Raw genomic sequence first — 26447 nt, forward strand, 5'->3', positions numbered from 1 at the left:
CATGTTCGAACCTGTGGTCGCCACCCTGATTACCTCCATGGCCCGCACTGTCACCGGCGCCCGCAGCCTGTGGCTTGGCTGCGCGCCCGTGCCGGTGCAACGCATCTACTACGCCAACCACAGCAGCCACGGCGATTTCGTGCTGCTGTGGGCATCGTTGCCGCAGAACCTGCGTAAATTCACGCGCCCGGTGGCCGGCAGCGACTACTGGAATCAAAGCGCCCTGCGCCGTTACATCATCAACCGGGTGTTCAACGGCGTACTGATCGACCGCGAGCGCAAGGACCCTGTGGATAACCCCCTGCAACCGATGCTCCAGGCCCTGGAAAACGGCGACTCGCTGATCATCTTCCCCGAGGGCACGCGCAACCTGGAAGACGGACTTTTGCCGTTCAAAAGCGGGCTGTATCACCTGGCCAAGAGTTATCCACAAGCCGAGTTGATTCCGGTGTGGATCGCCAACCTCAACCGGGTCATGCCCAAGGGCCGCGTACTGCCGCTGCCCTTGCTGTGCACCACCAGCTTCGGCGCACCGCTGCAACTGGAGGACGGCGAAGACAAGGCGCTGTTCCTCGCCCGCACCCGCGACGCCTTGCTCGCCCTCGCCCCGGAGCATTCCTGACATGGATAGCCAAACCCTGATGTTGTTCGGCGGGATCGGCGCGATCCTGGTGCACGCCTCGCTGATCGGCCTGATCCTCAAACTGCGCACCCGTGGCGCACCTAACGCGGTGATCGACAACCTCAACGCCCGCATCAATGCCTGGTGGGTGATGGTGGTGGTGATCGGCGTGGCCTTCTGGCTCGGCACCGGCGCGGTGATCCTGCTGTTCTACGCCGTGTCGTTCTATGCGCTGCGGGAATTCCTCACGCTGACGCCGACCCGTCGCAGTGATTACCCGGCGCTGGTGGCGGCTTTCTACCTGGCGCTGCCGCTGCAATACCTGCTGATCTACTTCGACTGGTACGGGCTGTTCTCGATCTTCATCCCGGTGTACGTGTTCCTGCTGCTGCCGATCCTTGCTTCATTGGGCGGTGACAGCACGCACTTCCTGGAACGGGCGTCGAAAGTGCAATGGGGGCTGATGATCGCGGTGTTCTGCGTGTCGTTCGTGCCGGCGCTGCTGACCCTGGACATCGTCGGCTACGAAGGCCGCAACCTGCTGCTGATCGCCTACCTGGTGATCGTGGTGCAGCTGTCGGACGTCTTGCAGTACGTGTGCGGCAAGCTGTTCGGCAAACACAAGATCGCGCCCAATTTGTCGCCGTCGAAAACGGTGGAAGGGTTTGTTGGCGGGATTTTGCTGTCGTCGCTGATCGGCGCAGCGCTGTGGTGGACCACACCGTTCAATCCCTGGCAGTCGTTCCTGATTGCGCTGCTGATCAACCTGCTGGGGTTTGCGGGCGGGATCGTAATGTCGGCAATCAAGCGCGATCGCGGCGTGAAAGATTGGGGGCACATGATCGAAGGCCACGGCGGGATGCTGGACCGGCTGGACTCGGTGTGTTTTGCCGCGCCGATTTTATTTCATCTCGTACGCTACTGGTGGACTTGAAACCTCACTCCATGACCTTCTCCCCCGTAGCAGCTGTCGAGCTCCAGCGAGGCTGCGTCGGCCGCACCACCGACCTCAGACCCAGTCGCGCCCTACGCAGCCTCGCTAAAGCTCGACAGCTGCTACGAAGGGAGGGGAGTCTGATCGTTCCCACGCTCTGCGTGGGAATGCATCCGGTGACGCTCCGCGTCACGACGTTAAGAGCGGACGCGGAGCGTCCAGGGCGGCATTCCCACGCGGAGCGTGGGAACGATCTAGCCGGGAAGATGCCCCAACGGTAACGCCCCCGGGGTCTTCACCGTTTGAATCGCAAAGTTGCTGCGGATATCACTCACCCCCGGCAACTTCAACAAACTCCCGGTCAGGAACCGCTCATACCCGCGCAAATCCGGCACCACTACTTGCAGCAGGAAATCCGATTCCCCCGACACCAGAAACGCCGAAATCACCTGGGGCAACGCGGTCACTGCCAATCGAAACGCCTCTGCCTGTTCGTCGTTATGCCGCTCCACTTTGACCCCGACAAACACCGTCAGCCCCAACCCGACTTCATCCCGATCGAGACTTGCCTGGTAACCCCGAATCACCCCGGCCTCCTCCAACAACCGCACCCGGCGCAAACAGGGCGAGGCCGACAAGCCAATCTCATCCGCCAGTTGCACGTTGCTCAAGCGGCCGTCTCGTTGCAGGGCCTCAAGAATCTTGCGGTCAAACGCATCCAGTTTAAGATTTGGCATAAGTGAGGTGTTTCGCCCGGTAAAAGTGGCAGATTGTGCCAAAACTAGACGCCTTTCCGGTTAACTACGCAAGCACCTGCCCCGGCCTTCACCTCTAAAATTGCCCTACGAATCACGTACCGCAAGGGGCAGGCACATGGCAGAACTCTGGTTGTTTTTAGTCGCGCTGGCAGTGGTGTACCTGTTGCCCGGCCCGGACATGATCCTGCTGCTGCAAACCGGCGCCCGCCAGGGCAAGGCGATGGCGCTGGCAACCGCAGCAGGTTTGGGGCTGGCGCGGGCCTGCCACGTGGCACTGGCCGGGATGGGCCTGGCGACGTTGTTCAAGGTCGCACCCTGGACTTTCGATGTGGTGCGCCTGGGCGGTGCGGCGTATCTGCTGTGGATCGGTGTGCAGTGCTTGCGCTCCAACCTGCTGCCCAACCTGAATACCCAAAACGGCCCGGCACCGGCCCATGCCTGGCGCGAAGCCTTTCAACGCGGCCTGCTGACCAACCTGCTCAACCCCAAGGCGTTGCTGTTCTGCTCCGTATTGCTGCCGCAGTTCATTGATCCACACGGCGCTTCGGTGACGGCGCAGTTCGCAATGTTGGGCATAATTCTGGTGGCCGTCGGCCTGGCATTCGACAGTTGCTACGGCCTGGCCGGCGCCAGAATCGGCCGCTGGCTGCAGCGCAGCCCGTCCGCCCAACGCCTGCAACAATGGCTGTTTGGCAGTCTTTTGATCGGTTTTGCTATACGCCTCACCTTCGTACAGCAAGCCTGAGCAAAACGACGTGTTTTGCCGTCATCTTTTGTATTAAAGAGATGTGTAAGATACGCGACACATTGCCAGGGATGCTCACCATGTTTGATTCGTTAAAAGCGACCAGCCGCCGTTTTTTCGTGGCCTTGATCTCAGTGGTGAGTGTTGTGTTCCGCGCCGTGCGATGGCTGGCGCGCAGCCTGTTCGGCCAGTGGCAACCGCCGCGTTGGCTGCAAGCCACCGGCAACGGCTTGGTCAACGTCGGCCATAAGGCCCGGGCGTATCCGCGCCAGGCCGCAGGTGGCGTGCTGGCCCTGGTGTTGCTGGTGGCCGCAGGCGTCTATGGCTGGCACTGGTATTCCCACCTGCCGCAACCCCATACCGTGGGCTATTCGCTGCACAAACCCAACCTGACGGATTACACCCAGCCGCAGCCGGTTGTGGATAACTTGCAGGTACGCTTCGCCGAATCCGTGGCACCCCTTGCAGCGATTGGCAAACCGGTCACCGAAGGCATCACGCTCAAGCCGACCATTGCGGGTACCTGGCGCTGGTCGGACGACCGCAGCCTGGTGTTCACCCCGGAAAAAGATTGGCCCGTCGATGCTCATTACTCCATCGACCTGGCTAAGAAGAACCTGTTGGCCGACGGCGTACTGCTCAGCCAGTACACCAGCCAATTCTCCACCCAGCCGTTCCGCGCGACGTTGACGCAAAACGAGTTGTACCAAGACCCGAGCAACCCGACGCAGAAACAGCTGGTAGCGACCTTCCACTTTTCCCACCCGGTAGATGAAGACAGCGTACGCAAGCGCGCCTCGGTAACCCTCGGCAAAGGCCTGGCCTACCGCGACGCGCAACTGCCCAACCGTCCGGAAGTCACCTTCGACGAGCACAAGCTCAACGCTTTTGTACGCTCCGCCGCCCTGGCCACTCCGCTGGAAAGCACCCCGGTCAGCGCCAAGCTCGATGAAGGCCTCAAAGCCCGTGACGGCGGCAACGCCAGCACTGCACCGTTGGTGGCCGAAGTCACCGTGCCCGGCCGCTATCGCCTGACCTTTACCGGCGCCGAAGTCAGCTTTGTCGACAACGAGCGCGGCGAGCCCGAGCCGGTGTTGATGTTCAGCAGCTCCAGCGCGGTGGCCGACGAGACCATCGCCAACAAGGTGCAGGCCTGGATGCTGCCGGAAAAAGCCGAGGACGATACCCGCCCCTGGAACCTGCAAGACATCGACGACAAGCTGCTGGCCAGCAGCACCAAGGTCAAGCTGACCCACGTGCCGAGCGTCGAACCGCTGAATACCCTGCACGCCTTCAAGTTCAAGGCCCCGCCGGACCGCGCCCTGTATGTGCGGGTACCGGCCAACCTGGAAGCCATCGGCGGCTACCTGGCGAAAAATCCGACAGCCTCCCTCGTGAGCATGCCGGCTTATCCGCGCACGCTGCAGTTCCTGTCCGACGGCGCCCTGCTTAGCCTTACCGGCGAAAAACGCCTGGGCTTCATGGCCCGTGGCATTCCCGGCGCCCATGTGGAAATCGCCCGCCTGCTGCCCAACCAGTTGCAACACCTGGTGGACCAGAGCAGCGGCAGCTTTGCCCGACCGAATTTTGCCAATGATTACTTCGACCGGATGGTGGAACGTCAGAGCCTGGACATTCCGCTGTCGGCTGGCGACCCGTCAAAAACCGTCTACGACAACGTCGACCTGAGCAGCTACCTGACGGCCAACGGCGGCCGCCGGGGCATTTTCGTGCTCAAGCTGAGCCCACAGGACGACCCGGCCGATCGCACCTTCGACTACTCGCGCAACACCACCAGCGACCTGCGTTTCATCGTGGTCACCGACTTGGGCATCATCGCCAAGCGCTCCAGCGATGGCAGCCATGATGTGTATGTGCAGTCCATCGGCAACGGCTCGCCGGTATCCGACGCCCAGGTCGATATCATCGGCCGCAACGGCTTGCCGGTCGCCAGCGGCCATACCGACGGCGAAGGCCACGCGCACTTTGCCAAGCTGGATGAACTGCGCCGTGAGAAAACGCCATTGATGTATGTGGTCAGTCGCGGCAATGACCAATCGTTCCTGCCGATTGCCCGTCAGTCCCAGCAGCTGGATTTGTCGCGCTTTGATGTAGGTGGCCTGGAAGAAGACGGTGCGATCAATCGTCTCAGCGCCTACCTGTTTACCGACCGCGGCCTGTACCGGCCCGGCGAGACCGCGCACCTGGGCATGATCGTGCGCAGCGGCGACTGGAAAGGCGCCCTGCAAGGCCTGCCGGTTGAGCTGCAGATCACCGACCCACGTGGTCTTGAGGTGATTCGCCAGCCATTGAAACTGTCGGCCAGCGGTTTTGAAACCTTCGACTTCCCAAGCAGCGAAGTGGCGCCATCTGGCGATTACACGGCGACCCTGCAACTGATCGGTGAGAAGCAGCGACGCACTGACCTGGGCAGCGTCAGCTTCAAGGTTCGCGATTTTGAACCGGACCGGATGAAAGTCAGCCTGAGCTTGCACGACACCCCGGTGCTGGGCTGGATCCCGCCGGACCAGGTGGTGGCCAAGGTCACCGCGATGCACTTGTTCGGCGCTCCGGCGGCGGGCCGTCGCGTCACGGCAAAAATGTCCCTGAGCCCAACGCTCGCGGCCTTTGATCGCTACCCGGATTACCGCTTCCGCCTGAATGACTCGCTGGAAGAAGCCAGTTCCGAAGACTTGGCCGAAACCACCGTCGACGATAACGGCCAAGCGGTGCTGGACCTGAACCTGCAACGCTTCGCCAACAGCACCTACCGCCTGCAAGTGATGACCCAGGTCTACGAAGCCGAAGGCGGTCGCAACGTCGCCGCACAAAGCGCGTTGCTGGTGTCGGCAGCGCCGTACCTGGTGGGTGTGAAGAGCCAGGATTCGCTGTCCTTCGTCGCCAAGGACGCGCCGCGCCAGGTGCAATGGCTGGCCGTGGCGCCAGACCTCACGCCAGTCGCCGTGGACGGCCTGACCAGTGAAGTGGTCGAACACCGCTACGTCTCGGTGCTGGTGAAGCAATCCAACGGCACCTACAAATACGAGTCGCGCATCAAGAACATCAGCCAGCCGGCCTCGCCGGTGGTGATGACCAAAGACGGCGCCAAGCAAACCCTGAACACCGGTACCCCGGGCGATTTCACCCTGCAACTCAAGGACGCCAACGGCAACCTGCTGAACCAGATCGACTACAGCGTCGCCGGCCGGGGCAACACCTCGCGCTCCCTGGAGCGTAACGCCGAGCTGCAACTGCGCCTGGATAAACGCAGCTACGCCACCGGTGATGAGATCGCCATCAGCATTCGTGCGCCGTACACCGGTGCCGGGTTGATCACCATCGAGCGGGACAAGGTCTATACCCAGCAGTGGTTCAAGGCCGACAGCACCAACAGCGTGCAACATATCCGCGTTCCTGCGGGGCTTGAGGGCAATGCCTACGTCAATGTGCAGTTCGTGCGGGACATCGGCTCGTCCGAGGTTTACATGAGCCCGCTGTCCTACGGCGTGGTGCCGTTCAGCATCAACCTGGATGCGCGGCGCATGGCGCTGAAAGTCGAAGGCCCGGCGAAAATCGAGCCGGGGCAGACCCTGGATATCAAGGTCAACGCCGACCGCCCTGGCCGCGCAGTGGTCTACGCGGTGGACGAAGGCATTCTGCAAGTGGCGCGCTACCAGCCGCCGGACCCGCTGGGCTTCTTCTTCCAGAAGCGTGCGCTGGAGGTTGGTACCAGTCAGATTCTTGACCTGATCCTGCCGGAATTCAGCCGCCTGCTCAGTGGGGCAGCGCCGGGTGGTGATACCGAAGGCGCCCTGGCCAACCACCTCAACCCCTTCAAGCGTAAACATCAGCCGCCTGTGGCCTGGTGGTCTGGCTTGGTGGACTTGCCAGCCGGTGAAACCGTGCTGCACTACCAGGTTCCGGACAGCTTCAACGGCAAGCTGCACCTGTTTGCAGTCGCGGTGGACAGCGACAGCGTGGGCGTCAGCGAGGCCAACACCGAAGTGCGCGGGCCGCTGGTGATCACGCCGAACGTGCCGGCTTTTGTCGCGCCGGGTGATGTGTTCAGCGTCAGCGCCGGGGTGTTCAGCAACCTGGACGCAGCGGCGGACGTGAAGTTTGAAGTGCAGACCAGCAATGGCCTGCAGGTGCAAGGCGACAAGGGCAGCACTCTGGCGCTGCAACCGCGCAAGGAAGGCGTCGCCGAATTCAAGATCAAGGTGGGTGAAAACCTCGGCTCGGCAGACTTGCGCTTCGTCGCGGTGCTGCCGGATGGCAAGCGTATCCAGGTGGCGGAAACCACGTCGATCCGGCCATTGAGCGAACATCGGGTGGCCCTGAGCCTGGGCCGTTTCGACAGCGCCAGCAAAGAGCTGAAACCGACCCGCGATCTGTTCGGGCAGTTGCGCGATGTGCAATTGGGCGTCGCCGCTTCGCCGCTGGTCTGGGCCAACGGCCTCAAGCATTACCTGGATGACTACGGCTACGCCTGCACCGAGCAATTGGTGTCCAAGGCCATGCCGGCGTTGATCTGGGGCGGTAACGCGCCGGAGGCCGAGCAGGCCTTCAGCGGCGCGGTGCGCATGCTGCGTCAGCGGCAGAACCAGGCCGGTGGTTTCGGCTTGTGGGCGGCCAACCCGGACGTGGCGCCATACGCCAGCCTGTATGCCACCGACTTCCTGATCGAAGCCAGGGAGCGCGGGCTGCCGGTACCGGAAGACCTGTTGCAACGTTCCAACGCGTACCTCACCGATCTGGCCAACGGCCCGAGCGAAGGTCTGTCGGAACTGCGCAACCGCGCCTATGCCAGTTACCTCCTGAGCCGTCAGGGGATTCTGGTGAGTGGTGCCTTGAGCGATATCCGCGAACGCTACGAGAGCTACTTCAAGGACACCTGGCAGAACGACATTGGCGCCGCGTACCTCGCCGCCAGTTACAAGTTGCTCAAGCAGGATCGTCAGGCCGAGACACTGTTCCGCAAGGTGCCGTGGCTTTCCCTGTCGGATAAATGGAACAGCGACGGCCTGTATTACGACCCGCTGGTGCACGACGCCGAGCACCTGCATTTGCTCGCGCGGCACTTCCCGGAAATGCTCGACGATGTGCCAGCAAGCCTGCTGGATAAACTCGGCAAGCGCCTCAACGAGCAACGCTACAACTCGCTGTCGGCGGCACTGTTGCTGCGGGCCCTGGACAACTATGGCCAGCGCGCCCAAAGCGACATGACCCTCAAGGCCACCGCATGGCTCAGCGACAAGCAGCAACAGCTGTTGCAGATGGCCGGCCAGCCGCCACGTGCGGCGGTGCCTGCCGGTACGCAAAAACTGCAGATGGAAAAATCCGACGGCCCGGCGGCGTTCTACATGCTGAGCGAAGCCGGCTATGACAAGGGCGCCAACCTCAAGCCGATCAACAGCGGCCTGGAAATCATCCACGAATACCTCGACCTCAAAGGCAACCCAGTCAGCAAGGTCGCGGTAGGTGACGAGTTCCTGGTGCGCCTGCGCTTGCGGGCCACCGACCGTGATCAGGTGCAACAAGTGGCCGTGGTCGACTTGCTGCCGGGTGGTGTCGAGCCTGTGTATAACTTGCCGCCGGAGCCGGAAGCGGCCAGCAGCGAGGAAAGCGAAGGCGACGATTCGGAGTACGTTGAAACCAGCGAAGACACCGAGGAAGCCGATGCCTGGCAGGCTCCGATCGGCGAGACCGACTTGAGCAACTGGCAACCGGACTACGTCGATGTGCGTGATGACCGAGTGGTGTTGTACGGCACCGCGCTGCGGGATGTAGGCACCTTCGTGTACCGCGTGCGCGCCACCAACGCCGGTACCTTCAATACGCCACCGGCCTACGCCGAGGGCATGTACGAAACCACCCTGCAAGGACGCGGCAAAGTAGGCCAGCTTGAAATTACCAAGCCTTAAAAGCCTGACGCCGCTGCTGGCAGCGGCGTTGATTCTGGCGGGGCTACGGTTGTGGCCCCACGCGCCGCTGGAACAGGCAGCCACCTCCTCACGGGTGGTGCTGGCCGATGACGGTTCGCTGCTGCGCATGACCCTGGCGGCTGACGGGCAATATCGCCTGTGGCTACCCCTGGAACGGATTTCTCCGTCACTGGTGGAGGCGTTGCTGCTCAAGGAAGACCGCAATTTCTACTGGCACCCGGGGATCAATCCCCCGGCGTTGCTGCGGGCGGCCATGGCCACCTATAGCGGCGGCCAGCGCCAGGGCGGCTCGACCCTGAGCATGCAGTTGGCCAGGCGCCTGTGGGATCTCAATACCCGCCAGGTACCCGGCAAGCTGCAGCAAGTGGCCTTGGCGTTGTGGCTGGAGGCGCGTTACAGCAAGCACGACATTCTCGAGGCCTACCTCAACCTGGCCCCCATGGGCGGCAATATCGAAGGTGCCGAGGCGGCCAGCCGGATTTATTTCGGCAAGTCGGCGGCGCAATTGTCCTTGTCTGAAGCGCTGGCGCTGGCAGTGATTCCGCAGCAGCCTGGCCGCCGCGCGCGCTTCGGGCCATCGCTGCAAACCGCTCGGCAACGGCTGATGGCGGACTGGCGGGAAACTTATCCACAAGACCCGCGTAACGACAGCTTGCTGGACCTGCCGCTGGAAGCCCGCAACCGCCAGCAGATCCCGTTTCTGGCACCGCACTTGAGCGAACAATTGCTGGCATCGCAAACCGGCACTGAGCTGAACAGCACCCTCAATCTGCCGCTGCAACAATTGCTGGAACGCCTGATCACCGGCTTCATCGCCGAGCGCCGCAGCAGCGGTGTGGAAAACGCCACGGCGATTCTGATCGACAGCCGCGACCAGAGCGTAAAAGCCCTGGTGGGCTCGGCGGATTACTTATCCACAGGCATCCACGGCCAGGTCAACGGCGTGTTGTCGCGGCGCTCGCCCGGCTCTACGCTCAAGCCATTCCTGTATGGGCTGGCGTTGGACCAAGGGGTGATCCACCCCATGAGCATCCTCAAGGATATGCCGAGTAACTTCGGCTACTTCCAGCCGGAAAATTTCGACGGCAGTTTTGTCGGACCGGTGACAGCCCGCGATGCGCTTATCCGCAGCCGCAACATCCCGGCGGTGTGGCTCGCCAGCCAAACCCGCTCGCCGTCACTCTACGGATTACTGCAAAGGGCCGGGATCAAGGGCCTGCGGGGCGAAAGCCACTACGGCTTGGCGCTGGCTCTGGGCGGCGGCGAGATGACGCCCGAGGAGCTGGCGCGGCTGTACGTGATGCTCGCAGGTGATGGGCATTTGCGACCCTTGCGCTATTTGCAGGAGCAACCGCAAACCACCGGCGCCCAGCTACTCACACCACAGGCTGCGTTTATGGTGCGCGACATGTTGCGTCGCAACCCGCGCCCGGACGGGCTGCCGGGACGCCATTGGCGCACGGCCTGGAAGACCGGCACCTCATGGGGCTTTCACGATGCGTGGAGCGCCGGCCTCGTAGGCCCGTATGTGCTGGTGGTGTGGGTCGGTAACTTCGACGGTCGTCCGAATCCGGAATTTATCGGCGCGAAAACCGCGGCACCGCTGTTCTTCCGCATCGCCGACGCCCTGCCCCTGGCCTTGCCGAACGTGGTGATCAAACCCGACAAGCCCCCCGCCGGGCTGATCCGCATCGACGTTTGCGCGGCCTCCGGCGAGTTGCCCAACCGATGGTGCCCACGTACCCGCAAGACCTGGTACATCCCCGGCGTGTCACCGATTCGCGTGTCCAACCTGCACCGCCCGGTGCTGATCGACACCCGCACCGGCAAGGCCGCGTGCCCGCCGTTCGACCCGCAATACACCCGTGAAGAAGTCTTCGAATTCTGGCCCAGCGATGTGCAGCGGCTGTTCCGCGCCGCCGGCCTGCCCCGGCGCACGCCGCCCAATGTGCAGAAAAGTTGCCAACCCAATCGCATCGGCGACCAGAGCGAGGCGCCGCAGATTCGCTCGCCGCTGACTCAGGTCAGTTATCACCTGCGCCTGTCACAGCCCCAGGAAAGCATTCCGCTGAACGCCAACGCCGCCAGTGATGCACTGACGCTGTATTGGTTTGCCGACCAGACCCTGATCGGCCAGGGCCCGCCGCAAACCACGCTGAACTGGCGGCCGGGTAAATCGGGGGAGTATCGGTTGCGGGTCACTGATGATCAGGGCCGCAGTGCCAGCCGGGGACTGAAGGTGGAGTTTGTGCCCTGATCAGGGATCTTCGTCGCCTAAACCGGCGGTGTCGGCATCTTTTGCGAAATGCTTGTACGCCATCCCTAGCTTGCGTTGCTCAAAGATCGAAAACACCAGGGTGCCCAGCAGAATCATCATCCACACCAGGAACACCTTCATGGTGTCCACCTGAGCCACCACCAGCAGCAACGTCACTACGCCGCCAATCACCATGCCCAGGCCCATCCAGGCGCCCAGCACACGGCCCACCGCCAGGCGCATGCCCTTGGGCAGCAACAGCCGCAGCGCGAGCAACACCACAAACATTGTCAGCAAGAAGCCAAAAGCCGCCATGAAGGGAATCACGAAACCATTGTCACGGTACAACCAGGCCAGAAAACGATAGGCCGGATTCAGCTCCGCCATTTGCTGGTAGGTGGCGGGGCCGGGCAAATGCAGTTGGGCAAAATGTTCCGGGGTCATGGCCATGATGCCAACACCGATCAAGCCCACCACCACCGCGTAGAAACCACCGGCGCGCCACAGCGGCGCCAGCACACGGCGGTTCTCCACATCCTTGGTTTCAGCCAGGCCGAACACCGCATCACGTTGCCGGCCCTGGGCAATCACCGTCTTGCCCTCACTTTCGCAGGCGTCGCCAATCAGCATCACCTGCATATCCTGGGTGAGTAGCAGTTCGCCCTGGCGGCGGAAGTTGCTGATCCACTCATGGTCGCCAGGACGCTTCTTGCCGAACAGGTCGATGCCTTCGGCAATCACCGTCACTTCTCCGGTGGCGTCCTGCAGGCGGAAGTCATTGCAGCGAGCCTCGGCTGAGACCTGGCTCCAGCTCCAGTCGCCGTCCTTGTCTTTGGTGCCTTCTTCGATGATCCACACATAACCCGCACAAGGCTTGCCGTTGACCGGGGAGATCAGCGGTGCGTCGACGATCACCTTGCCGTTCACTTCAACCAGGCCCATGGCCAATGAGCGTATCTGGCTGGTGGCCAGGCGTTGTTCGGTGCGATAGAAGTTGGGGCCGAAGCTGGCCAGCAAGCCAATCAAAATGCAGACGGGGAAAAACAGCGCAACCAGGATCGTCGGGGCGTAAACCATCAGGCCGATGAAGCCGGCGAGAAAGATCAGCGCCACTAGGGTTTTCCACGCCGGCTTTTTCGCGACAACACCCGCCTGAGTGGTTTTCATGCTCCCGGCACCTCAAGCTTCACGCCTTCGTAGCGGGTTTCTTCGGCACTGATGGCCAGCAGCGGGATGCGCTGGTAGCCGAGCATTTTTGCGAAGAACAGATCAGGGAAAATCGCGATGGCGATGTTGTAGAGGTTGACCGACTCATTGAAGAACTCGCGGCGGTCGGCGATACGTTCTTCCACCGCCGAAATCGCCTGCTGCAACTCCACCATGTTGGGGCCGGAGATCAGCGTCGGATAATTCTCGGCCACCGCAATCACCGACTTGAGTGCCGTATTGAGCTGGTTGGAGGCATCGACCTTATCGGTGAGGCTGCTGGCGTTGAGGTACGCGGTGCGGGCGTCGCTGAGGCGGGTGAACAGCGCATTCTCATGGTTCATGGCGGCTTGCACCACGCGCATCAGGTCGGGAATCTGGTCCGCCCGTTGCTTGAGCAACACGTCGATGTTGGCAAAGGCTTTATCCACATCGTTGCGGCGCATCACCAGGCCGTTGTAGACCCCCACCAGCCAGCCGACCAGGCCGACGACAATAATCAGCACGACGATACCGGCGATCAGCAGTTCGATGTTCATGGTGACGGCATTCCCTGGCTAGTTATCCACAGGGCGCATTCTAGGGGTAAAGCGGGGGAATACTCCCGGAATTAGTCCACAGAAACGGCAAGAGCCGATGTTCGGTAGCCTGAAAAAGCAAAACCCCCGAAGAACGGGGGTTTTGCTGGTTCTGGTGAGGCTTATTCCACCGTCACCGACTTCGCCAGGTTGCGCGGCTGGTCAACGTCAGTGCCCTTGAGCACGGCGACGTAGTACGACAGCAACTGCAGCGGGATGGTGTAGAGGATCGGCGACAGGGTGTCGTGGATGTGCGGCATGTTGATGACGTGGGTGCCTTCGCCATTGGTCATGCCGGCCTTTTCATCGGCGAACACGATCAATTGGCCGCCACGGGCGCGCACTTCCTGCAGGTTGGATTTGAGCTTCTCCAGCAGTTCGTTGTTCGGCGCGACGGTAACGACTGGCATGTCGTCATCCACCAGGGCCAACGGGCCGTGCTTCAGCTCACCGGCCGGGTAGGCTTCGGCGTGGATGTAGGAGATTTCCTTGAGCTTGAGCGAACCTTCCATCGCCACCGGGTATTGCGCGCCACGGCCGAGGAACAGGGTGTGGTGCTTATCGGCGAACAGCTCGGCGACTTTTTCCACCGTGCTGTCCATAGCCAACGCTTCGCCCAGGCGGGCCGGCAGGCGGCGCAGTTCTTCAACCAGGTGCGCCTCGACGCCTTCGCCCAGGGTGCCGCGAACCTGGCCCAGGGACAGGGTCAGCAGCAATAGGCCGACCAACTGGGTGGTAAAGGCTTTGGTGGAGGCCACGCCGATTTCGCGACCGGCCTGGGTCAGCAAGGTCAGGTCGGATTCGCGCACCAGGGAGCTGATGCCGACGTTGCAGATCGCCAGGCTGCCGAGGAAGCCCAGTTCCTTGGCATTGCGCAGGGCGGCCAGGGTGTCGGCGGTTTCGCCGGACTGGGAGATGGTCACGAACAGGGTGTCGGCCTGCACCACCACCTTGCGGTAGCGGAATTCGCTGGCAACTTCGACCTGGCACGGGATGCCGGCCAGTTCTTCGAGCCAGTAACGGGCAACCATGCCGGCGTGGTAGCTGGTGCCGCAGGCGACGATTTGCACGTTACGCACTTTGGCGAACAGCTCGGCGGCTTGCGGGCCGAAGGCTTGCACCAATACCTGGTTCTGGCTCAGGCGGCCTTCCAGGGTGCGTTGCACCACGGCCGGTTGCTCGTGGATTTCCTTGAGCATGAAGTGGCGGTACTCGCCCTTGTCGGCGGCTTCGGCACCGTCGCGGTACTGCACGGCTTCACGTTCCACGGACTGGCCGTTGACGTCCCAGATGGACACGCTTTCACGGCGGATCTCGGCGATATCGCCTTCTTCCAGGTACATGAAGCGGTCGGTCACCTGGCGCAGGGCCAGTTGGTCGGAGGCGAGGAAGTTCTCGCCCAGGCCCAGGCCGATCACCAACGGGCTGCCACTGCGGGCGGCGACCAGGCGGTCGGGCTGGCTGGCGCTGATCACGGCCAGGCCATAGGCGCCGTGCAGTTCCTTGACGGTGGCCTTGAGGGCGATGGTCAGATCGCCGAGGTCCTTGAGCTTGTGGTTCAGCAGGTGGGCGATGACTTCGGTGTCGGTGTCCGAGGTGAAGACATAACCCAGGCCCTTCAGCTGTTCACGCAGCACTTCGTGGTTTTCGATGATGCCGTTGTGCACAACCGCCAGGTCACCGGAGAAGTGCGGGTGGGCGTTGCGTTCGCACGGTGCGCCATGGGTGGCCCAGCGGGTGTGGGCGATCCCCAGGCGGCCTACCAGCGGCTCACCGGCCAATGCCTGCTCCAGTTCGCTGACCTTACCTGGGCGACGCATGCGCTCAAGTTTGCCGACGTTGGTGAAAAGCGCCACGCCGGCGCTGTCGTAGCCACGGTATTCCAGGCGTTTGAGGCCTTCGAGCAAAATGGCGGTGACGTTTCGTTCAGCGACTGCGCCAACAATTCCACACATGGTTTCTCTCCTAGATGACTGCCGCGCAAATCAGCGTGATGCCGCGGGCTTGAATCTGGTCGCGGGCCTCAAGCGGCAGGCGATCATCGGTAATAAGGGTATGGACGCTGCCCCAGGGCAGTTCCAGGTTGGGGATTTTGCGGCCAATCTTGTCGGACTCGACCATCACCACCACTTCGCGGGCGACCTCGGCCATGACGCGGCTCAGTCCCAGCAATTCGTTGAAGGTGGTGGTGCCGCGCTCCAGGTCGATGCCATCGGCACCGATAAAGAGCTGGTCGAAATCGTAGGAACGCAGCACTTGCTCGGCAACCTGGCCCTGGAACGAGTCCGAATGCGGGTCCCAGGTGCCGCCGGTCATCAACAGCACCGGCTCATGCTCCAGGTCGCTCAAGGCGCTGGCCACGTGCAGGGAGTTGGTCATCACCACCAGGCCGGGCTGGTGGCCCAGTTCGGGGATCATGGCGGCGGTGGTACTGCCGCTGTCGATGATGATGCGTGCGTGTTCCCGCAAACGCCTGACGGCCGCACGGGCGATGGCGCGCTTGTAGGCCGAAATGGGCTGGGCCGGGTCGCCGACCAGTTCCTGGGGCATGGTGATGGCGCCGCCGTAGCGACGCAGCAACAGGCCGTTACTTTCGAGGGCGGCCAGGTCCTTGCGGATGGTCACTTCCGAGGTTTCGAAACGCTTGGCCAATTCGTCCACACTGACTTCGCCTTGCTCGGTGAGCAGGGCAAGGATGTTATGGCGACGTTGGGGTGTATTTCGTTTCGACATGGTAATGATAAGTTTCGTTTCGAAAGATAACGAAGGCAATCAAAACCTATTCACTCAAAATGGTCAAGCATGCGACTGAGTTTTTTGAATCAACACAGATAAAAATGTGGGAGCGGGCTTGCTCGCGAAGACGGTTTGTCAGTCAGCACATGTATCAACTGAAAGACAGCCTTCGCGAGCAAGCCCGCTCCCACATGGGCACTACAGTGTTTCGCGGTTGTGGATAACTCAGGTCTTCTTGATTTTGACCGGGCGCTTCCAACCGTCGATGTTGCGCTGACGGGCGCGGGCTACAGCCAGTTGGGACTTATCCACATCCTGGTTGATAGTTGAGCCTGCGGCTGTGTTCGAGCCATCACCAATGGTGACGGGTGCAATCAACGAGTTGTTGGAGCCGATAAATACGTCTTCTCCAATAGTCGTCTGGTACTTGTTGGCGCCGTCGTAATTACAAGTGATGGCGCCAGCGCCGATATTGCTGCGGGCACCAATCACTGCATCACCGAGGTAGGCCAGGTGCCCTGCCTTGGCGTCATCGCCCATCTGTGCGTTTTTCAGTTCTACAAAGTTACCCACATGAGCCCTGGCACCCAGCACGCTGCCCGGACGCAACCGCGCGAACGGACCGGCATCGCTGCCCTCGCCCATCACCGCACCGTCGATATGGCTGTTGGCCTTGATCACCACGCCTTTGCGCAGGGTGCTGTCCTTGATCACACAATTCGGGCCGATCACCACGTCGTCTTCAATGACCACGCGGCCTTCGAGGATCACGTTGATATCGATCAGCACGTCGCGGCCTACGGTGACATCGCCCCGCACATCGAAACGTGCCGGATCACGCAGCGTCACGCCCAGCGCCATCAGGCGACGACCTTCACGCAGTTGATAGTGACGCTCCAGCTCCGCCAGTTGCTTGCGGTCGTTGGCGCCCTGCACTTCCATTGGGTCGTGGGGCTGCTCAGTGGCGACCACCAGGCCATCACTGACGGCCATCTCGATGACGTCGGTCAGGTAGTACTCGCCCTGCGCGTTGTTGTTGGACAGACGGCTCATCCAGTCAGCCAAGCGATCGGCCGGGACCGCGAGGATGCCGGTGTTGCCTTCGGTGATGGCGCGTTGGGCTTCGCTGGCGTCTTTATGTTCGACGATGGCAGCGACCTTGCCGTCAGCGTTGCGCACGATGCGGCCGTAGCCGGTGGGGTCGTCCAGCTCGACGGTGAGCAGGCCCATTTGGCCTGGCACTACGTGTTTGAGCAGGCGCTGCAAGGTTTCCACTTCGATCAACGGCACGTCACCGTATAGAATCAGCACGGTGTCGGCCTTGATGAACGGCACGGCTTGCGCGGTGGCATGGCCGGTACCCAATTGCTTATCCTGCAATACGAAATTCAGGTCATCCGCCGCCAACCGCTCGCGCACCACATCGGCACCGTGGCCGATCACAACATGAATGCGCTGTGGATCCAGCTGCCGGGCGCTGTGGATAACATGGCCAAGCATGGAATTGCCGGCAACCGGGTGCAGCACCTTGGGCAGGGCCGAACGCATACGGGTGCCCTGGCCTGCGGCAAGAATTACGATTTCGAGAGACATGAATGGCTACCAATCCTGGGCGGTCAGACTTCAGACCAAAGAAGTGTTTTGCAAAAAAAGAAAAAGGGTAGCCGAGGCTACCCTTTTTAATCAATCACGCATGAGGCTTGACGGCTTAGCCGCCAAACTTCTTGCGGATCTGCTGGACGGTGCGCAGCTGAGCTGCGGCCTCGGCCAGACGTGCAGCAGCAGAACCGTAGTCGAAATCTGCGCCTTTTTCGTTCAGGGCCTTCTCGGCAGCCTTGACGGCTTCCTGAGCGGAGGCTTCATCCAGGTCAGCAGCACGTTGCACGGTGTCGGCAAGTACCTTGACCATGTGTGGCTGAACCTCAAGGAAACCACCGGAGATGTAAAACACCTCCTTCTCCCCATTCAGCTTGGTCAGAGTAATCGGACCAGGCTTCAAGCTAGTGATCAACGGCGCGTGTCCCATGGCAATACCAAGGTCACCGAGTTCGCCGTGTGCAATCACCATCTCAACCTGACCGGAGAAAATCTCTCCTTCCGCGCTGACGATATCGCAATGGAATGTCATAGCCATCTGATTGCCTCAACCTGATGAGCGCCCGTTACCGGGCGCCGGAATTACAGTTTCTTGGCTTTCTCGATCGCTTCTTCGATGCCGCCGACCATGTAGAACGCTTGTTCTGGCAGGTGGTCGTAGTCACCGTTGAGGATGCCTTTGAAGCCAGCAATGGTGTCTTTCAGGGAAACGTATTTACCCGAGGCACCGGTGAAGACTTCAGCCACGAAGAACGGCTGCGACAAGAAGCGCTGGATCTTACGAGCGCGGGATACCAACTGCTTGTCGGTTTCCGACAGCTCGTCCATACCCAGGATCGCAATGATGTCCTTCAGTTCTTTGTAACGCTGCAGAACGTACTGGACGCCGCGAGCGGTGTCGTAGTGTTCCTGACCGATTACGTTCGGGTCCAGCTGGCGCGAAGTCGAGTCCAGTGGATCGACCGCTGGGTAGATACCCAGGGAGGCGATGTCACGGGACAGTACGACGGTGGCGTCCAAGTGGGCGAACGTGGTCGCTGGCGACGGGTCAGTCAAGTCATCCGCAGGTACGTATACCGCTTGGATCGAGGTGATCGAACCGTTTTTGGTCGAAGTGATACGCTCTTGCAGAGTACCCATCTCTTCGGCCAGGGTCGGCTGGTAACCTACTGCGGAAGGCATACGGCCCAGCAGTGCGGATACTTCAGTACCGGCCAGGGTGTAACGATAGATGTTGTCGACGAACAGCAGAACGTCGTTACCTTCGTCACGGAACTTCTCGGCCATGGTCAGGCCGGTCAGTGCTACGCGCAGACGGTTACCCGGCGGCTCGTTCATCTGACCGTAAACCAGTGCCACTTTGTCCAGAACGTTGGAATCCTTCATCTCGTGGTAGAAGTCGTTACCCTCACGAGTACGCTCACCCACACCGGCGAACACGGAATAACCGCTGTGCTCGATGGCGATGTTACGGATCAGTTCCATCATGTTTACGGTTTTGCCTACACCGGCACCACCGAACAGACCGACTTTACCGCCCTTGGCGAACGGGCAAACCAGGTCGATAACCTTGATGCCGGTTTCCAGCAGGTCGTTGCCGCCCGCCTGTTCCGCGAAGGAAGGCGCAGGACGGTGAATGCCCCAGCGCTCTTCGGTTTCGATTGGACCGGCTTCGTCGATCGGGTTACCGAGGACGTCCATGATCCGGCCCAGGGTCGCTTTACCGACGGGTACGGAGATGGCTGCGCCAGAGTCAGTGACTTCCAGACCGCGCTTCAAGCCTTCGGTGGAACCCATTGCAATGGTACGAACCACGCCGTCGCCCAGCTGCTGCTGAACTTCCAGGGTGGTGCCTGCATCGCTTTTGACTTTCAAAGCGTTGTAGATGCTCGGTACGCTGTCGCGTGGGAATTCCACGTCGATAACGGCGCCGATGATTTGAACGATACGTCCGCTACTCATAGCTGGATCCTCTGAATATTTGAACCGTTAAACCGCGGCAGCGCCGCCGACGATTTCCGAGATCTCTTGGGTGATCGCAGCCTGACGCGCCTTGTTGTAGATCAGCTGCAAATCGCTGATCAAATCACCGGCGTTGTCGGTAGCGTTCTTCATCGCGATCATCCGCGCAGCTTGTTCAGCCGCGTTGTTCTCGACCACCGCCTGGTACACCTGCGACTCCACGTAGCGCACCATCAAGCCGTCAAGCAGCTCTTTGGCGTCTGGTTCGTAGAGGTAGTCCCAGTGGTGCTTGAGTTCTTGTTCCGGGGTCGCCACCAATGGAATCAACTGCTCCACGGTAGGCTGCTGCGTCATGGTGTTGATGAACTTGTTGGATACCACGGACAGGCGGTCAATCCGGCCTTCCAGGTATGCATCCAGCATCACTTTGACGCTGCCGATCAAATCATTGATCGACGGTTCTTCACCCAGGTGGCTGATAGCTGCAACGACGTTACCGCCGAAGTTGCGGAAAAAGGCCGCACCCTTGCTACCGACCACACACAGATCGATCTCGACGCCGTTTTCGCGGTTTACCGCCATGTCCTTGACCAGGGCCTTGAACAGGTTGGTATTCAAACCACCGCACAAACCACGGTCACTGCTCACCACGACATAACCGACGCGCTTAACTTCACGGTCGAGCATGAACGGGTGGCGATATTCCGGGTTGGCGTTGGCCAGATGACCAATAACCTGGCGGATACGCTCCGCGTAGGGACGGCTAGCAGCCATGCGCATTTGTGCCTTGCGCATTTTGCTGACCGCCACTTTTTCCATGGCGCTGGTGATCTTTTGCGTGCTTTTGATGCTCGCAATCTTACTGCGAATCTCTTTTGCGCCTGCCATGTAACACCTATCAGGTTAGCAAGCGGGAGCCTCGCGGCCCCCGCTGCGGCTTACCAGGTTTGGGTGGCCTTGAACTTCTCGATACCGGCTTTGATGCCAGCGTCGATGTCGTCATTGAAGTCACCCTTCACGTTGATCTTCGCCATCAATTCGGCGTGATCGCGGTTGAAGTAAGCAATCAGCGCTTGTTCGAAGCTGCCGACCTTGGTGATTTCAACGTCGGTCAGGAACCCACGCTCAGCGGCATACAGCGACAGCGCCATGTCAGCGATCGACATTGGTGCGTATTGCTTCTGCTTCATCAGCTCGGTAACGCGCTGACCATGCTCAAGTTGCTTACGGGTCGCTTCGTCCAGGTCAGAAGCGAACTGGGCGAATGCCGCCAGTTCACGGTACTGAGCCAGAGCGGTACGGATACCACCGGAGAGCTTCTTGATGATCTTGGTCTGAGCGGCACCACCCACACGGGATACCGAAACACCGGCGTTCACTGCAGGACGGATCCCGGAGTTGAACATGGCCGATTCCAGGAAGATCTGACCGTCGGTGATGGAAATCACGTTGGTCGGAACGAACGCGGAAACGTCGCCAGCCTGGGTTTCGATGATCGGCAGTGCGGTCAGGGAGCCGGTTTTGCCGGTCACTGCGCCGTTGGTGAACTTCTCTACGTATTCTTCCGAAACGCGGGATGCGCGCTCCAGCAGACGGGAGTGGAGATAGAACACGTCGCCTGGGTAAGCTTCACGGCCTGGTGGACGGCGCAGCAGCAGGGAAATCTGGCGGTAAGCCACTGCTTGCTTGGACAGATCGTCATAAACGATCAGCGCGTCTTCACCGCGGTCGCGGAAGTATTCGCCCATGGTGCAACCGGAGTACGGTGCCAGGAACTGAAGTGCAGCGGATTCGGAAGCACTGGCGGCCACGACGATGGTATTAGCCAAGGCGCCGTTTTCTTCCAGCTTGCGAACCACGTTGGCGATGGTCGATTGTTTCTGACCGATTGCTACGTAGACGCAGAAAATCCCGCTGTCTTTCTGGTTGATGATCGCGTCGATCGCCAGAGCGGTTTTACCGATCTGACGGTCACCGATGATCAGCTCACGCTGGCCACGGCCGACAGGAATCATGGCATCGACAGCCTTGTAGCCAGTCTGTACAGGCTGGTCTACCGACTTACGCCAGATCACGCCTGGAGCAACTTTCTCGACCGCATCGGTCTCGGTGTTGTTCAGCGGACCTTTGCCGTCAACTGGGTTACCCAGTGCGTCGACAACGCGACCCAGCAGTTCCTTACCAACCGGAACCTCCAGGATGCGGCCTGTGCACTTGGCGCTCATGCCTTCAGCCAGAGTCTGGTAGGAGCCCAATACAACGGCACCTACAGAGTCTTGCTCCAGGTTGAGAGCCATACCGAAGACGCCGCCCGGAAACTCGATCATCTCGCCGTACATTACGTCGGCCAGACCGTGAATCCGCACAATGCCGTCAGATACGCTGACGACAGTGCCTTCGTTACGGGCTTGGGAGGTCACATCGAGCTTGTCGATGCGGCCCTTGATAATTTCACTTATTTCGGAAGGATTGAGTTGCTGCATTGCTCTGCTGCCCCTTCAAACTCAAGATTTCAATGCTTCGGCAAGATTCGCGAGTTTGCCGCGAATCGAGCCATCGATAACCAGGTCGCCGGCGCGAATGATGACACCACCAATCAGGGTGGCATCCTCCGCAACTTGCAGGCGCACTTCCCGGTCGAGTCGTGCACTGAGAACCTTGGCGAGTTTGTCTTGCTGTTCTTGGTTCAATGCAAAAGCACTGGTCACTTCAACGTCTACCGATTTCTCTTGTTCGGCCTTGTACAGGTCAAACAGAGCGGCGATCTCCGGCAGAAGCGGGAGACGGTCGTTTTCGGCAACGACGTGGATGAAGTTCTGCACTTTTACATCAAACTTGTCGCCGCACACGTCAATAAACGTGGCGGCCTTGTCTGCGCTCGTCAGTCGCGGGGCCTTGAGCACGCGCTGCATGGTGTCGTCTTGCGACACTGCTGCAGCCAGGCCGAGCATGGCTGACCAAGAGGCCAGCTGCTGGTGGGCCTGGGCGTGCTCGAAGGCTGCCTTAGCGTAAGGTCGGGCCAACGTGGTCAATTCTGCCATGATCGCCCTCGCTTAAATTTCAGCAGCCAGTTTGTTTACCAGCTCCGCGTGCGCGTTTTGATCGATTGTGGCACCCAGGATCTTCTCAGCACCGCCGACGGCCAGAGCACCCAGTTGGGCACGCAGCGCATCTTTGACACCGTTCAGTTCCTGCTCGATCTCGGCTTGAGCCTGAACCTTCACACGGTCAGCGTCGATACGGGCTTTTTCAACAGCCTCTTCAACGATCTGGTTACCGCGTTTCTTGGCTTGCTCAATGATTTCAGCTGCCTGAGCTTTCGCTTCGCGCAGTTGTTGACCCGCTTTATCTTGGGCCAACTCCAGGTCGCGAGCTGCTCGTGCGGCAGCGTCCAGTCCGTCTGCGATCTTCTTCTGACGTTCGTGCAAAGCCGCGATGACCGGAGGCCATACGAACTTCATGCAGAAAACTACAAAAATCAAGAACGCTAAGGACTGACCAATAATGGTTGCATTAATGTTCACGCCAATACCTCGCTCGTTCGTTGCACAACACACCAATCACTCGAAAAAACGAGTGATTAACCGGCGAGTTGACCAACGAAGGGGTTCGCGAAGGTGAAGAACAGAGCGATACCAACACCGATCATGGTCACGGCGTCGAGCAGGCCGGCGACGATGAACATTTTAACTTGCAGCATTGGAACCATTTCTGGCTGACGCGCTGCGCCTTCCAGGAACTTGCCGCCCAGCAGGCCGAAACCAATGGCAGTACCCAGGGCGCCCAGGCCGATCAACAGTGCAACAGCGATAGCGGTTAGACCAACTACAGTTTCCATCTTTCCTCCCGACTTTTACGTCGTATGGTTTAGGTTTTTTAGATTTTAAAGCGGTAAAACAAATCGTTTCATAGCCCTTCAGGGCTACCCTCCCGTTTGACCGGGAGGGACATCAGACTAGTCGAGACTGGTCTTAATGGTTCTCTTCGTGCGCCATCGACAGGTAGACGATGGTCAGCATCATGAAGATAAACGCCTGCAGGGTGATGATCAGGATGTGGAACACAGCCCACGCCCACTGCAGAACAATGCCCAGGCCGCTAAGCCAGAGCAGACCACTGCCGAACATCACAGCGATCAGAATGAACACCAGCTCGCCGGCATACATGTTGCCGAACAGTCGCAGAGCCAGGGAAATCGGCTTGGCGATCAGGGTCACGAATTCCAGCAGGAAGTTCACCGGGATCAGCAGGGCTTGAAGGAAAATATTCTTGCTGCCGAACGGGTGCAGGGTCAGTTCGCCGATGAAGCCGCCGATGCCCTTGATCTTGATGCTGTAGAAAATGATCAACACGAACACCGACAGGGCCATGCCCAGGGTAGCGTTCGGGTCAGTGGTCGATACGGCACGGAATGGAATGTGCGGATCGCCGGAGATCGCCATGGCCAACTGAGGAATCCAGTCGACCGGAATCAGGTCGACGGCGTTCATCAGGAACACCCAGACGAAGATGGTCAGTGCCAACGGTGCAATCACCGCGCTACGACCATGGAAGCTGTCTTTCACGCTGCCATCGACGAATTCGACCAATACTTCAACGAAGTTCTGCAAAGCACCTGGCTGACCGGAAGTCGCCTTCTTTGCCGCCATGCGGAAAATCAGGACGAAGATCAGACCCAATGCGACAGACCAGCCCAGAGTATCCAGGTGGAATGCCCAGAAGCCCATTTCTTTGGCTTCTGCTGCGGTGTGGGCAAAGCCCCAGCCGCCGTTGGGAAGCTGACCGAAGGTCAGGTTCTGCAAGTGGTGCTGGATATAGCCCGAAGCGGTTGTTTCTGCCATGGTTGCCTCAAACGCCCTAAGGTTTCGAAAGTCTTGTTTTCATTAGCAGGGGAGCGAACCAGCTGACCAGTTGGGTCAACACGAACACGCCGAATACAGCCAGCGGCGCCAATGGCTTCACACCTGCAAAGGTCAGTGCAAACAGCACTGCCGTCAAAATCAGTTTCCCCGCCTCGCCGGCATAAAAAGACCGGACGATGGCTTGGGCTGCTCGGGCGCCGGAAAACCGAAAGGCCCTGTGAGCAAAATACATATTGGGCAGCAAGGCTATCAGGCCTCCGCAGAGTCCCGAGTATCCGGCTACGACTCCATGCCAATACCAAAGCGCCAAAGCGGCGATCAGCAGGATGACAAATTGAGCCAATAAAACCGGGAAAACGGCCAAGCGATGGAACGGCAACGTGTTTGGCGTGCGGGTTTCCATCACTCTTGCTCCTCAATGGTCGGCTGCCGGAAATCAATAACTTGGCATAATTTGTGCCGACAAAATGCGCGCAGAGTATAGGGGCGGTTCTGCCCCTATTCAACTGCCGGGTAGTGATTTCCGACTGCGCGCTACATAAGCAATTGTTTCAACGGATGTGGGCAAGGACGCCCTGAAGCTCATCCAATGAGTTATATCCGATGACCAATTGCCCTTTACCTTTCTTGCCGTGGCGAATTTGCACCGCAGAGCCTAGGCGCTCGGCCAGGCGCTGCTCCAGGCGTGCAATATCCGGATCAGGTTTGGCGGTTTCGACCGGTGCAGGTTTGCCACTGAGCCACTGGCGAACCAGGGCTTCTGTCTGACGAACGGTGAGGCCTCGTGCGACAACGTGTCGCGCCCCTTCAACCTGTTGATTTTCCGGCAAACCGAGCAAGGCACGGGCATGACCCATTTCCAGGTCGCCGTGGGAAAGCATGGTTTTGATGACTTCTGGCAGCGCAATCAGCCGCAGCAGGTTGGACACGGTCACGCGGGACTTACCCACCGCATCCGCGACTTCCTGCTGCGTCAGTTTGAATTCCTGCTGCAAACGCTGCAGGGCGATCGCTTCCTCGATCGGATTGAGGTCTTCACGCTGGATGTTCTCGATCAACGCCATGGCGATGGCGGTTTCATCCGGCACATCACGCACCATCGCCGGGATGGTTTCCTTGCCGGCCTGTTGGCTGGCGCGCCAGCGGCGTTCGCCGGCGATGATTTCAAAGCGGCCAGCACCAATCGGGCGCACCACGATTGGCTGCATCACGCCCTGGGCCTTGATCGAATTCGCCAATTCTTCCAGCGCCTGAGGGTCCATGTCCCGGCGCGGCTGGTATTTGCCGCGCTGGATCAGGTCCAGCGGCAGGTGCTGCAGCTCACGCTCGTCGGCCTGCACGGCTTGCTCTTCAAGGGTCGTGACAGTCGGACCACTCAGCAGTGCATCCAGTCCACGTCCGAGACCTCGTTTCTTGACGGCCATGGGGATTCCTTAAGTTGGCTGGGCTGCAGCGGTGCGTGAATTGCGGCGTTGACGACGAACCATCTCGCCGGCCAGAGCCAGGTAGGCAATGGCGCCGCGGGATGATTTGTCGTACGCCAGCGCGGGCATGCCATAGCTTGGCGCTTCGGCCAGGCGGATGTTGCGTGGAATCACGGTGTCGTACAACTGGTCGCCGAAGTGTTCCTTGAGCTGCGCCGACACGTCGTTCATCAGGCTCAGGCGCGGGTCATACATGGTCCGCAGCAGGCCTTCGATTTGCAGGTTCGGGTTGAGCAACTCGGCAATACGCTTGATGTTATCCACAAGGTCGCTCAAGCCTTCGAGCGCGAAGTACTCGCACTGCATGGGGATAATCACCCCGTCGGCGGCAACCAGTGCGTTCAACGTCAGCATCGACAGCGACGGTGGGCAGTCGATCAAAATGTAGTCGTAATTCTCGCGGATTGGCGCCAAGGCGCTGCGCAGACGGCTTTCTTTCATCTGCATTTCCAGCAGCACCACTTCCGCCGCAGTCAAATCGCGGTTGGCCGGCAGCAGTTGATAACCACCGTGCTCGGAATAGTGCATGGCCTGGGCAAGGTCGCACTCGCCAATCAGCAAGTCGTAGACCGAGTTTTCCAGGCCGTGTTTATCCACACCGCTACCCATGGTGGCGTTGCCCTGTGGATCGAGATCGATCAACAGCACCCGACGCTTGGTAGCGACCAGGGATGCTGCGAGGTTGATGCAGGTGGTGGTTTTGCCCACGCCACCTTTCTGGTTCGCTATCGCGAATACCTTAGCCATTCTTGCTTGTGTTCC

22 protein-coding genes are annotated in these 26447 nt (G+C 60.1%); 5 read left to right on the plus strand and 17 right to left on the minus strand.

Features of this window, described 5'->3' with window-relative positions; all coding sequences use genetic code 11:
* Position 1 precedes the first annotated feature (1 nt).
* Positions 2–622 (plus strand): 1-acyl-sn-glycerol-3-phosphate acyltransferase, encoded by a 621-nt coding sequence (locus AU074_RS01840; RefSeq protein ID WP_076013249.1) that lies wholly within the window; start codon positions 2–4, stop codon positions 620–622.
* A 1-nt stretch (position 623) separates the two neighbouring features.
* Positions 624–1556 carry a phosphatidate cytidylyltransferase gene (locus tag AU074_RS01845; protein ID WP_076013250.1) on the plus strand — a complete coding sequence of 311 codons (933 nt, stop codon included), beginning with the start codon at positions 624–626 and terminating at the stop codon, positions 1554–1556.
* A 254-nt stretch (positions 1557–1810) separates the two neighbouring features.
* Here AU074_RS01845 and AU074_RS01850 read toward each other — a convergent pair whose 3' ends face one another.
* Positions 1811–2293 carry an Lrp/AsnC family transcriptional regulator gene (locus AU074_RS01850; protein WP_017477877.1) on the minus strand — a complete coding sequence of 161 codons (483 nt, stop codon included), beginning with the start codon at positions 2291–2293 and terminating at the stop codon, positions 1811–1813.
* A gap of 136 nt (positions 2294–2429) precedes the next feature.
* On the opposite strand from AU074_RS01850, the gene AU074_RS01855 reads away from it, so the two are divergent.
* From AU074_RS01855 to pbpC, 3 genes are all read left to right on the plus strand, one after another.
* Entirely contained in the window at positions 2430–3059 is a 630-nt protein-coding gene (locus AU074_RS01855; RefSeq protein WP_076013251.1) for a LysE family translocator, read from the plus strand.
* An 80-nt stretch (positions 3060–3139) separates the two neighbouring features.
* Positions 3140–8983, plus strand: a complete 5844-nt coding sequence (locus AU074_RS01860; RefSeq protein WP_076013358.1) for an alpha-2-macroglobulin — start codon at positions 3140–3142, stop codon at positions 8981–8983.
* A complete protein-coding gene (gene pbpC / locus AU074_RS01865) occupies positions 8964–11261 on the plus strand; it encodes a penicillin-binding protein 1C (protein ID WP_076013252.1) in 2298 nt (765 codons plus the stop codon). The genes AU074_RS01860 and pbpC overlap by 20 nt, the downstream gene beginning before the upstream one ends.
* Here pbpC and AU074_RS01870 read toward each other — a convergent pair whose 3' ends face one another.
* The 16 genes from AU074_RS01870 to AU074_RS01945 all read right to left on the minus strand — a co-directional run bounded on the left by AU074_RS01870 (position 11262) and on the right by AU074_RS01945 (position 26432).
* The gene (locus AU074_RS01870; RefSeq protein WP_076013253.1) at positions 11262–12428 is read right to left on the minus strand and encodes a hypothetical protein; all 1167 of its coding nucleotides are present in this window, start codon (positions 12426–12428) and stop codon (positions 11262–11264) included.
* Entirely contained in the window at positions 12425–13006 is a 582-nt protein-coding gene (locus AU074_RS01875; RefSeq protein ID WP_076013254.1) for a LemA family protein, read from the minus strand. Before AU074_RS01875 ends, AU074_RS01870 begins: the two co-directional genes overlap by 4 nt.
* Positions 13007–13167: 161 nt before the next feature.
* Positions 13168–15000, minus strand: a complete 1833-nt coding sequence (gene glmS / locus AU074_RS01880; RefSeq protein ID WP_076013255.1) for a glutamine--fructose-6-phosphate transaminase (isomerizing) — start codon at positions 14998–15000, stop codon at positions 13168–13170.
* Between the two features lie 10 nt (positions 15001–15010).
* On the minus strand, positions 15011–15778 hold the full coding sequence (locus AU074_RS01885; protein WP_076013256.1) for a DeoR/GlpR family DNA-binding transcription regulator: 768 nt from the start codon (positions 15776–15778) through the stop codon (positions 15011–15013).
* A 228-nt stretch (positions 15779–16006) separates the two neighbouring features.
* On the minus strand, positions 16007–17374 hold the full coding sequence (gene glmU, locus AU074_RS01890; RefSeq protein WP_076013257.1) for a bifunctional UDP-N-acetylglucosamine diphosphorylase/glucosamine-1-phosphate N-acetyltransferase GlmU: 1368 nt from the start codon (positions 17372–17374) through the stop codon (positions 16007–16009).
* A 115-nt stretch (positions 17375–17489) separates the two neighbouring features.
* Positions 17490–17915 (minus strand): F0F1 ATP synthase subunit epsilon, encoded by a 426-nt coding sequence (locus AU074_RS01895; protein WP_076013258.1) that lies wholly within the window; start codon positions 17913–17915, stop codon positions 17490–17492.
* A 44-nt stretch (positions 17916–17959) separates the two neighbouring features.
* A complete protein-coding gene (gene atpD / locus AU074_RS01900) occupies positions 17960–19339 on the minus strand; it encodes a F0F1 ATP synthase subunit beta (protein ID WP_076013259.1) in 1380 nt (459 codons plus the stop codon).
* A 27-nt stretch (positions 19340–19366) separates the two neighbouring features.
* Positions 19367–20227 (minus strand): F0F1 ATP synthase subunit gamma, encoded by an 861-nt coding sequence (gene atpG / locus AU074_RS01905; protein WP_076013260.1) that lies wholly within the window; start codon positions 20225–20227, stop codon positions 19367–19369.
* Between the two features lie 50 nt (positions 20228–20277).
* Positions 20278–21822, minus strand: a complete 1545-nt coding sequence (gene atpA / locus AU074_RS01910) for a F0F1 ATP synthase subunit alpha (RefSeq protein ID WP_076013261.1) — start codon at positions 21820–21822, stop codon at positions 20278–20280.
* Between the two features lie 21 nt (positions 21823–21843).
* Positions 21844–22380, minus strand: coding sequence for a F0F1 ATP synthase subunit delta (locus AU074_RS01915; RefSeq protein WP_003213551.1), 537 nt, complete (start codon positions 22378–22380; stop codon positions 21844–21846).
* Between the two features lie 12 nt (positions 22381–22392).
* Positions 22393–22863 carry a F0F1 ATP synthase subunit B gene (locus AU074_RS01920; RefSeq protein WP_008439543.1) on the minus strand — a complete coding sequence of 157 codons (471 nt, stop codon included), beginning with the start codon at positions 22861–22863 and terminating at the stop codon, positions 22393–22395.
* Between the two features lie 56 nt (positions 22864–22919).
* Entirely contained in the window at positions 22920–23177 is a 258-nt protein-coding gene (gene atpE / locus AU074_RS01925) for a F0F1 ATP synthase subunit C (protein ID WP_002555987.1), read from the minus strand.
* Positions 23178–23310: 133 nt separating this feature from the next.
* Positions 23311–24180 carry a F0F1 ATP synthase subunit A gene (gene atpB, locus AU074_RS01930; protein ID WP_076013262.1) on the minus strand — a complete coding sequence of 290 codons (870 nt, stop codon included), beginning with the start codon at positions 24178–24180 and terminating at the stop codon, positions 23311–23313.
* 16 nt (positions 24181–24196) lie between these two features.
* Positions 24197–24604 (minus strand): F0F1 ATP synthase subunit I, encoded by a 408-nt coding sequence (locus tag AU074_RS01935; protein WP_010565865.1) that lies wholly within the window; start codon positions 24602–24604, stop codon positions 24197–24199.
* Positions 24605–24752: 148 nt separating this feature from the next.
* Positions 24753–25625, minus strand: coding sequence for a ParB/RepB/Spo0J family partition protein (locus AU074_RS01940; RefSeq protein ID WP_003213558.1), 873 nt, complete (start codon positions 25623–25625; stop codon positions 24753–24755).
* Between the two features lie 9 nt (positions 25626–25634).
* Positions 25635–26432, minus strand: coding sequence for a ParA family protein (locus AU074_RS01945; RefSeq protein WP_017477894.1), 798 nt, complete (start codon positions 26430–26432; stop codon positions 25635–25637).
* Positions 26433–26447 lie beyond the last annotated feature (15 nt).

It is taken from the genome of Pseudomonas sp. ATCC PTA-122608 (genome assembly GCF_001952855.1).
Taxonomy (GTDB): Bacteria; Pseudomonadota; Gammaproteobacteria; order Pseudomonadales; family Pseudomonadaceae; genus Aquipseudomonas.

Bases quoted from the DNA above. Each gene is read 5' to 3' on its own strand.
- atpA (WP_076013261.1), bottom strand. From the start codon at position 21,822: ATGCAGCAACTCAATCCTTCCGAAATAAGTGAAATTATCAAGGGCCGC.
- AU074_RS01945 (WP_017477894.1), bottom strand. From the start codon at position 26,432: ATGGCTAAGGTATTCGCGATAGCGAACCAGAAAGGTGGCGTGGGCAAA.
- AU074_RS01885 (WP_076013256.1), bottom strand. From the start codon at position 15,778: ATGTCGAAACGAAATACACCCCAACGTCGCCATAACATCCTTGCCCTG.
- AU074_RS01915 (WP_003213551.1), bottom strand. From the start codon at position 22,380: ATGGCAGAATTGACCACGTTGGCCCGACCTTACGCTAAGGCAGCCTTC.
- AU074_RS01860 (WP_076013358.1), top strand. From the start codon at position 3,140: ATGTTTGATTCGTTAAAAGCGACCAGCCGCCGTTTTTTCGTGGCCTTG.
- AU074_RS01875 (WP_076013254.1), bottom strand. From the start codon at position 13,006: ATGAACATCGAACTGCTGATCGCCGGTATCGTCGTGCTGATTATTGTC.
- AU074_RS01895 (WP_076013258.1), bottom strand. From the start codon at position 17,915: ATGGCTATGACATTCCATTGCGATATCGTCAGCGCGGAAGGAGAGATT.
- AU074_RS01935 (WP_010565865.1), bottom strand. From the start codon at position 24,604: ATGGAAACCCGCACGCCAAACACGTTGCCGTTCCATCGCTTGGCCGTT.
- AU074_RS01870 (WP_076013253.1), bottom strand. From the start codon at position 12,428: ATGAAAACCACTCAGGCGGGTGTTGTCGCGAAAAAGCCGGCGTGGAAA.
- AU074_RS01850 (WP_017477877.1), bottom strand. From the start codon at position 2,293: ATGCCAAATCTTAAACTGGATGCGTTTGACCGCAAGATTCTTGAGGCC.
- atpG (WP_076013260.1), bottom strand. From the start codon at position 20,227: ATGGCAGGCGCAAAAGAGATTCGCAGTAAGATTGCGAGCATCAAAAGC.
- AU074_RS01845 (WP_076013250.1), top strand. From the start codon at position 624: ATGGATAGCCAAACCCTGATGTTGTTCGGCGGGATCGGCGCGATCCTG.
- atpE (WP_002555987.1), bottom strand. From the start codon at position 23,177: ATGGAAACTGTAGTTGGTCTAACCGCTATCGCTGTTGCACTGTTGATC.
- AU074_RS01855 (WP_076013251.1), top strand. From the start codon at position 2,430: ATGGCAGAACTCTGGTTGTTTTTAGTCGCGCTGGCAGTGGTGTACCTG.
- glmS (WP_076013255.1), bottom strand. From the start codon at position 15,000: ATGTGTGGAATTGTTGGCGCAGTCGCTGAACGAAACGTCACCGCCATT.
- atpD (WP_076013259.1), bottom strand. From the start codon at position 19,339: ATGAGTAGCGGACGTATCGTTCAAATCATCGGCGCCGTTATCGACGTG.
- atpB (WP_076013262.1), bottom strand. From the start codon at position 24,180: ATGGCAGAAACAACCGCTTCGGGCTATATCCAGCACCACTTGCAGAAC.
- AU074_RS01840 (WP_076013249.1), top strand. From the start codon at position 2: ATGTTCGAACCTGTGGTCGCCACCCTGATTACCTCCATGGCCCGCACT.
- glmU (WP_076013257.1), bottom strand. From the start codon at position 17,374: ATGTCTCTCGAAATCGTAATTCTTGCCGCAGGCCAGGGCACCCGTATG.
- AU074_RS01940 (WP_003213558.1), bottom strand. From the start codon at position 25,625: ATGGCCGTCAAGAAACGAGGTCTCGGACGTGGACTGGATGCACTGCTG.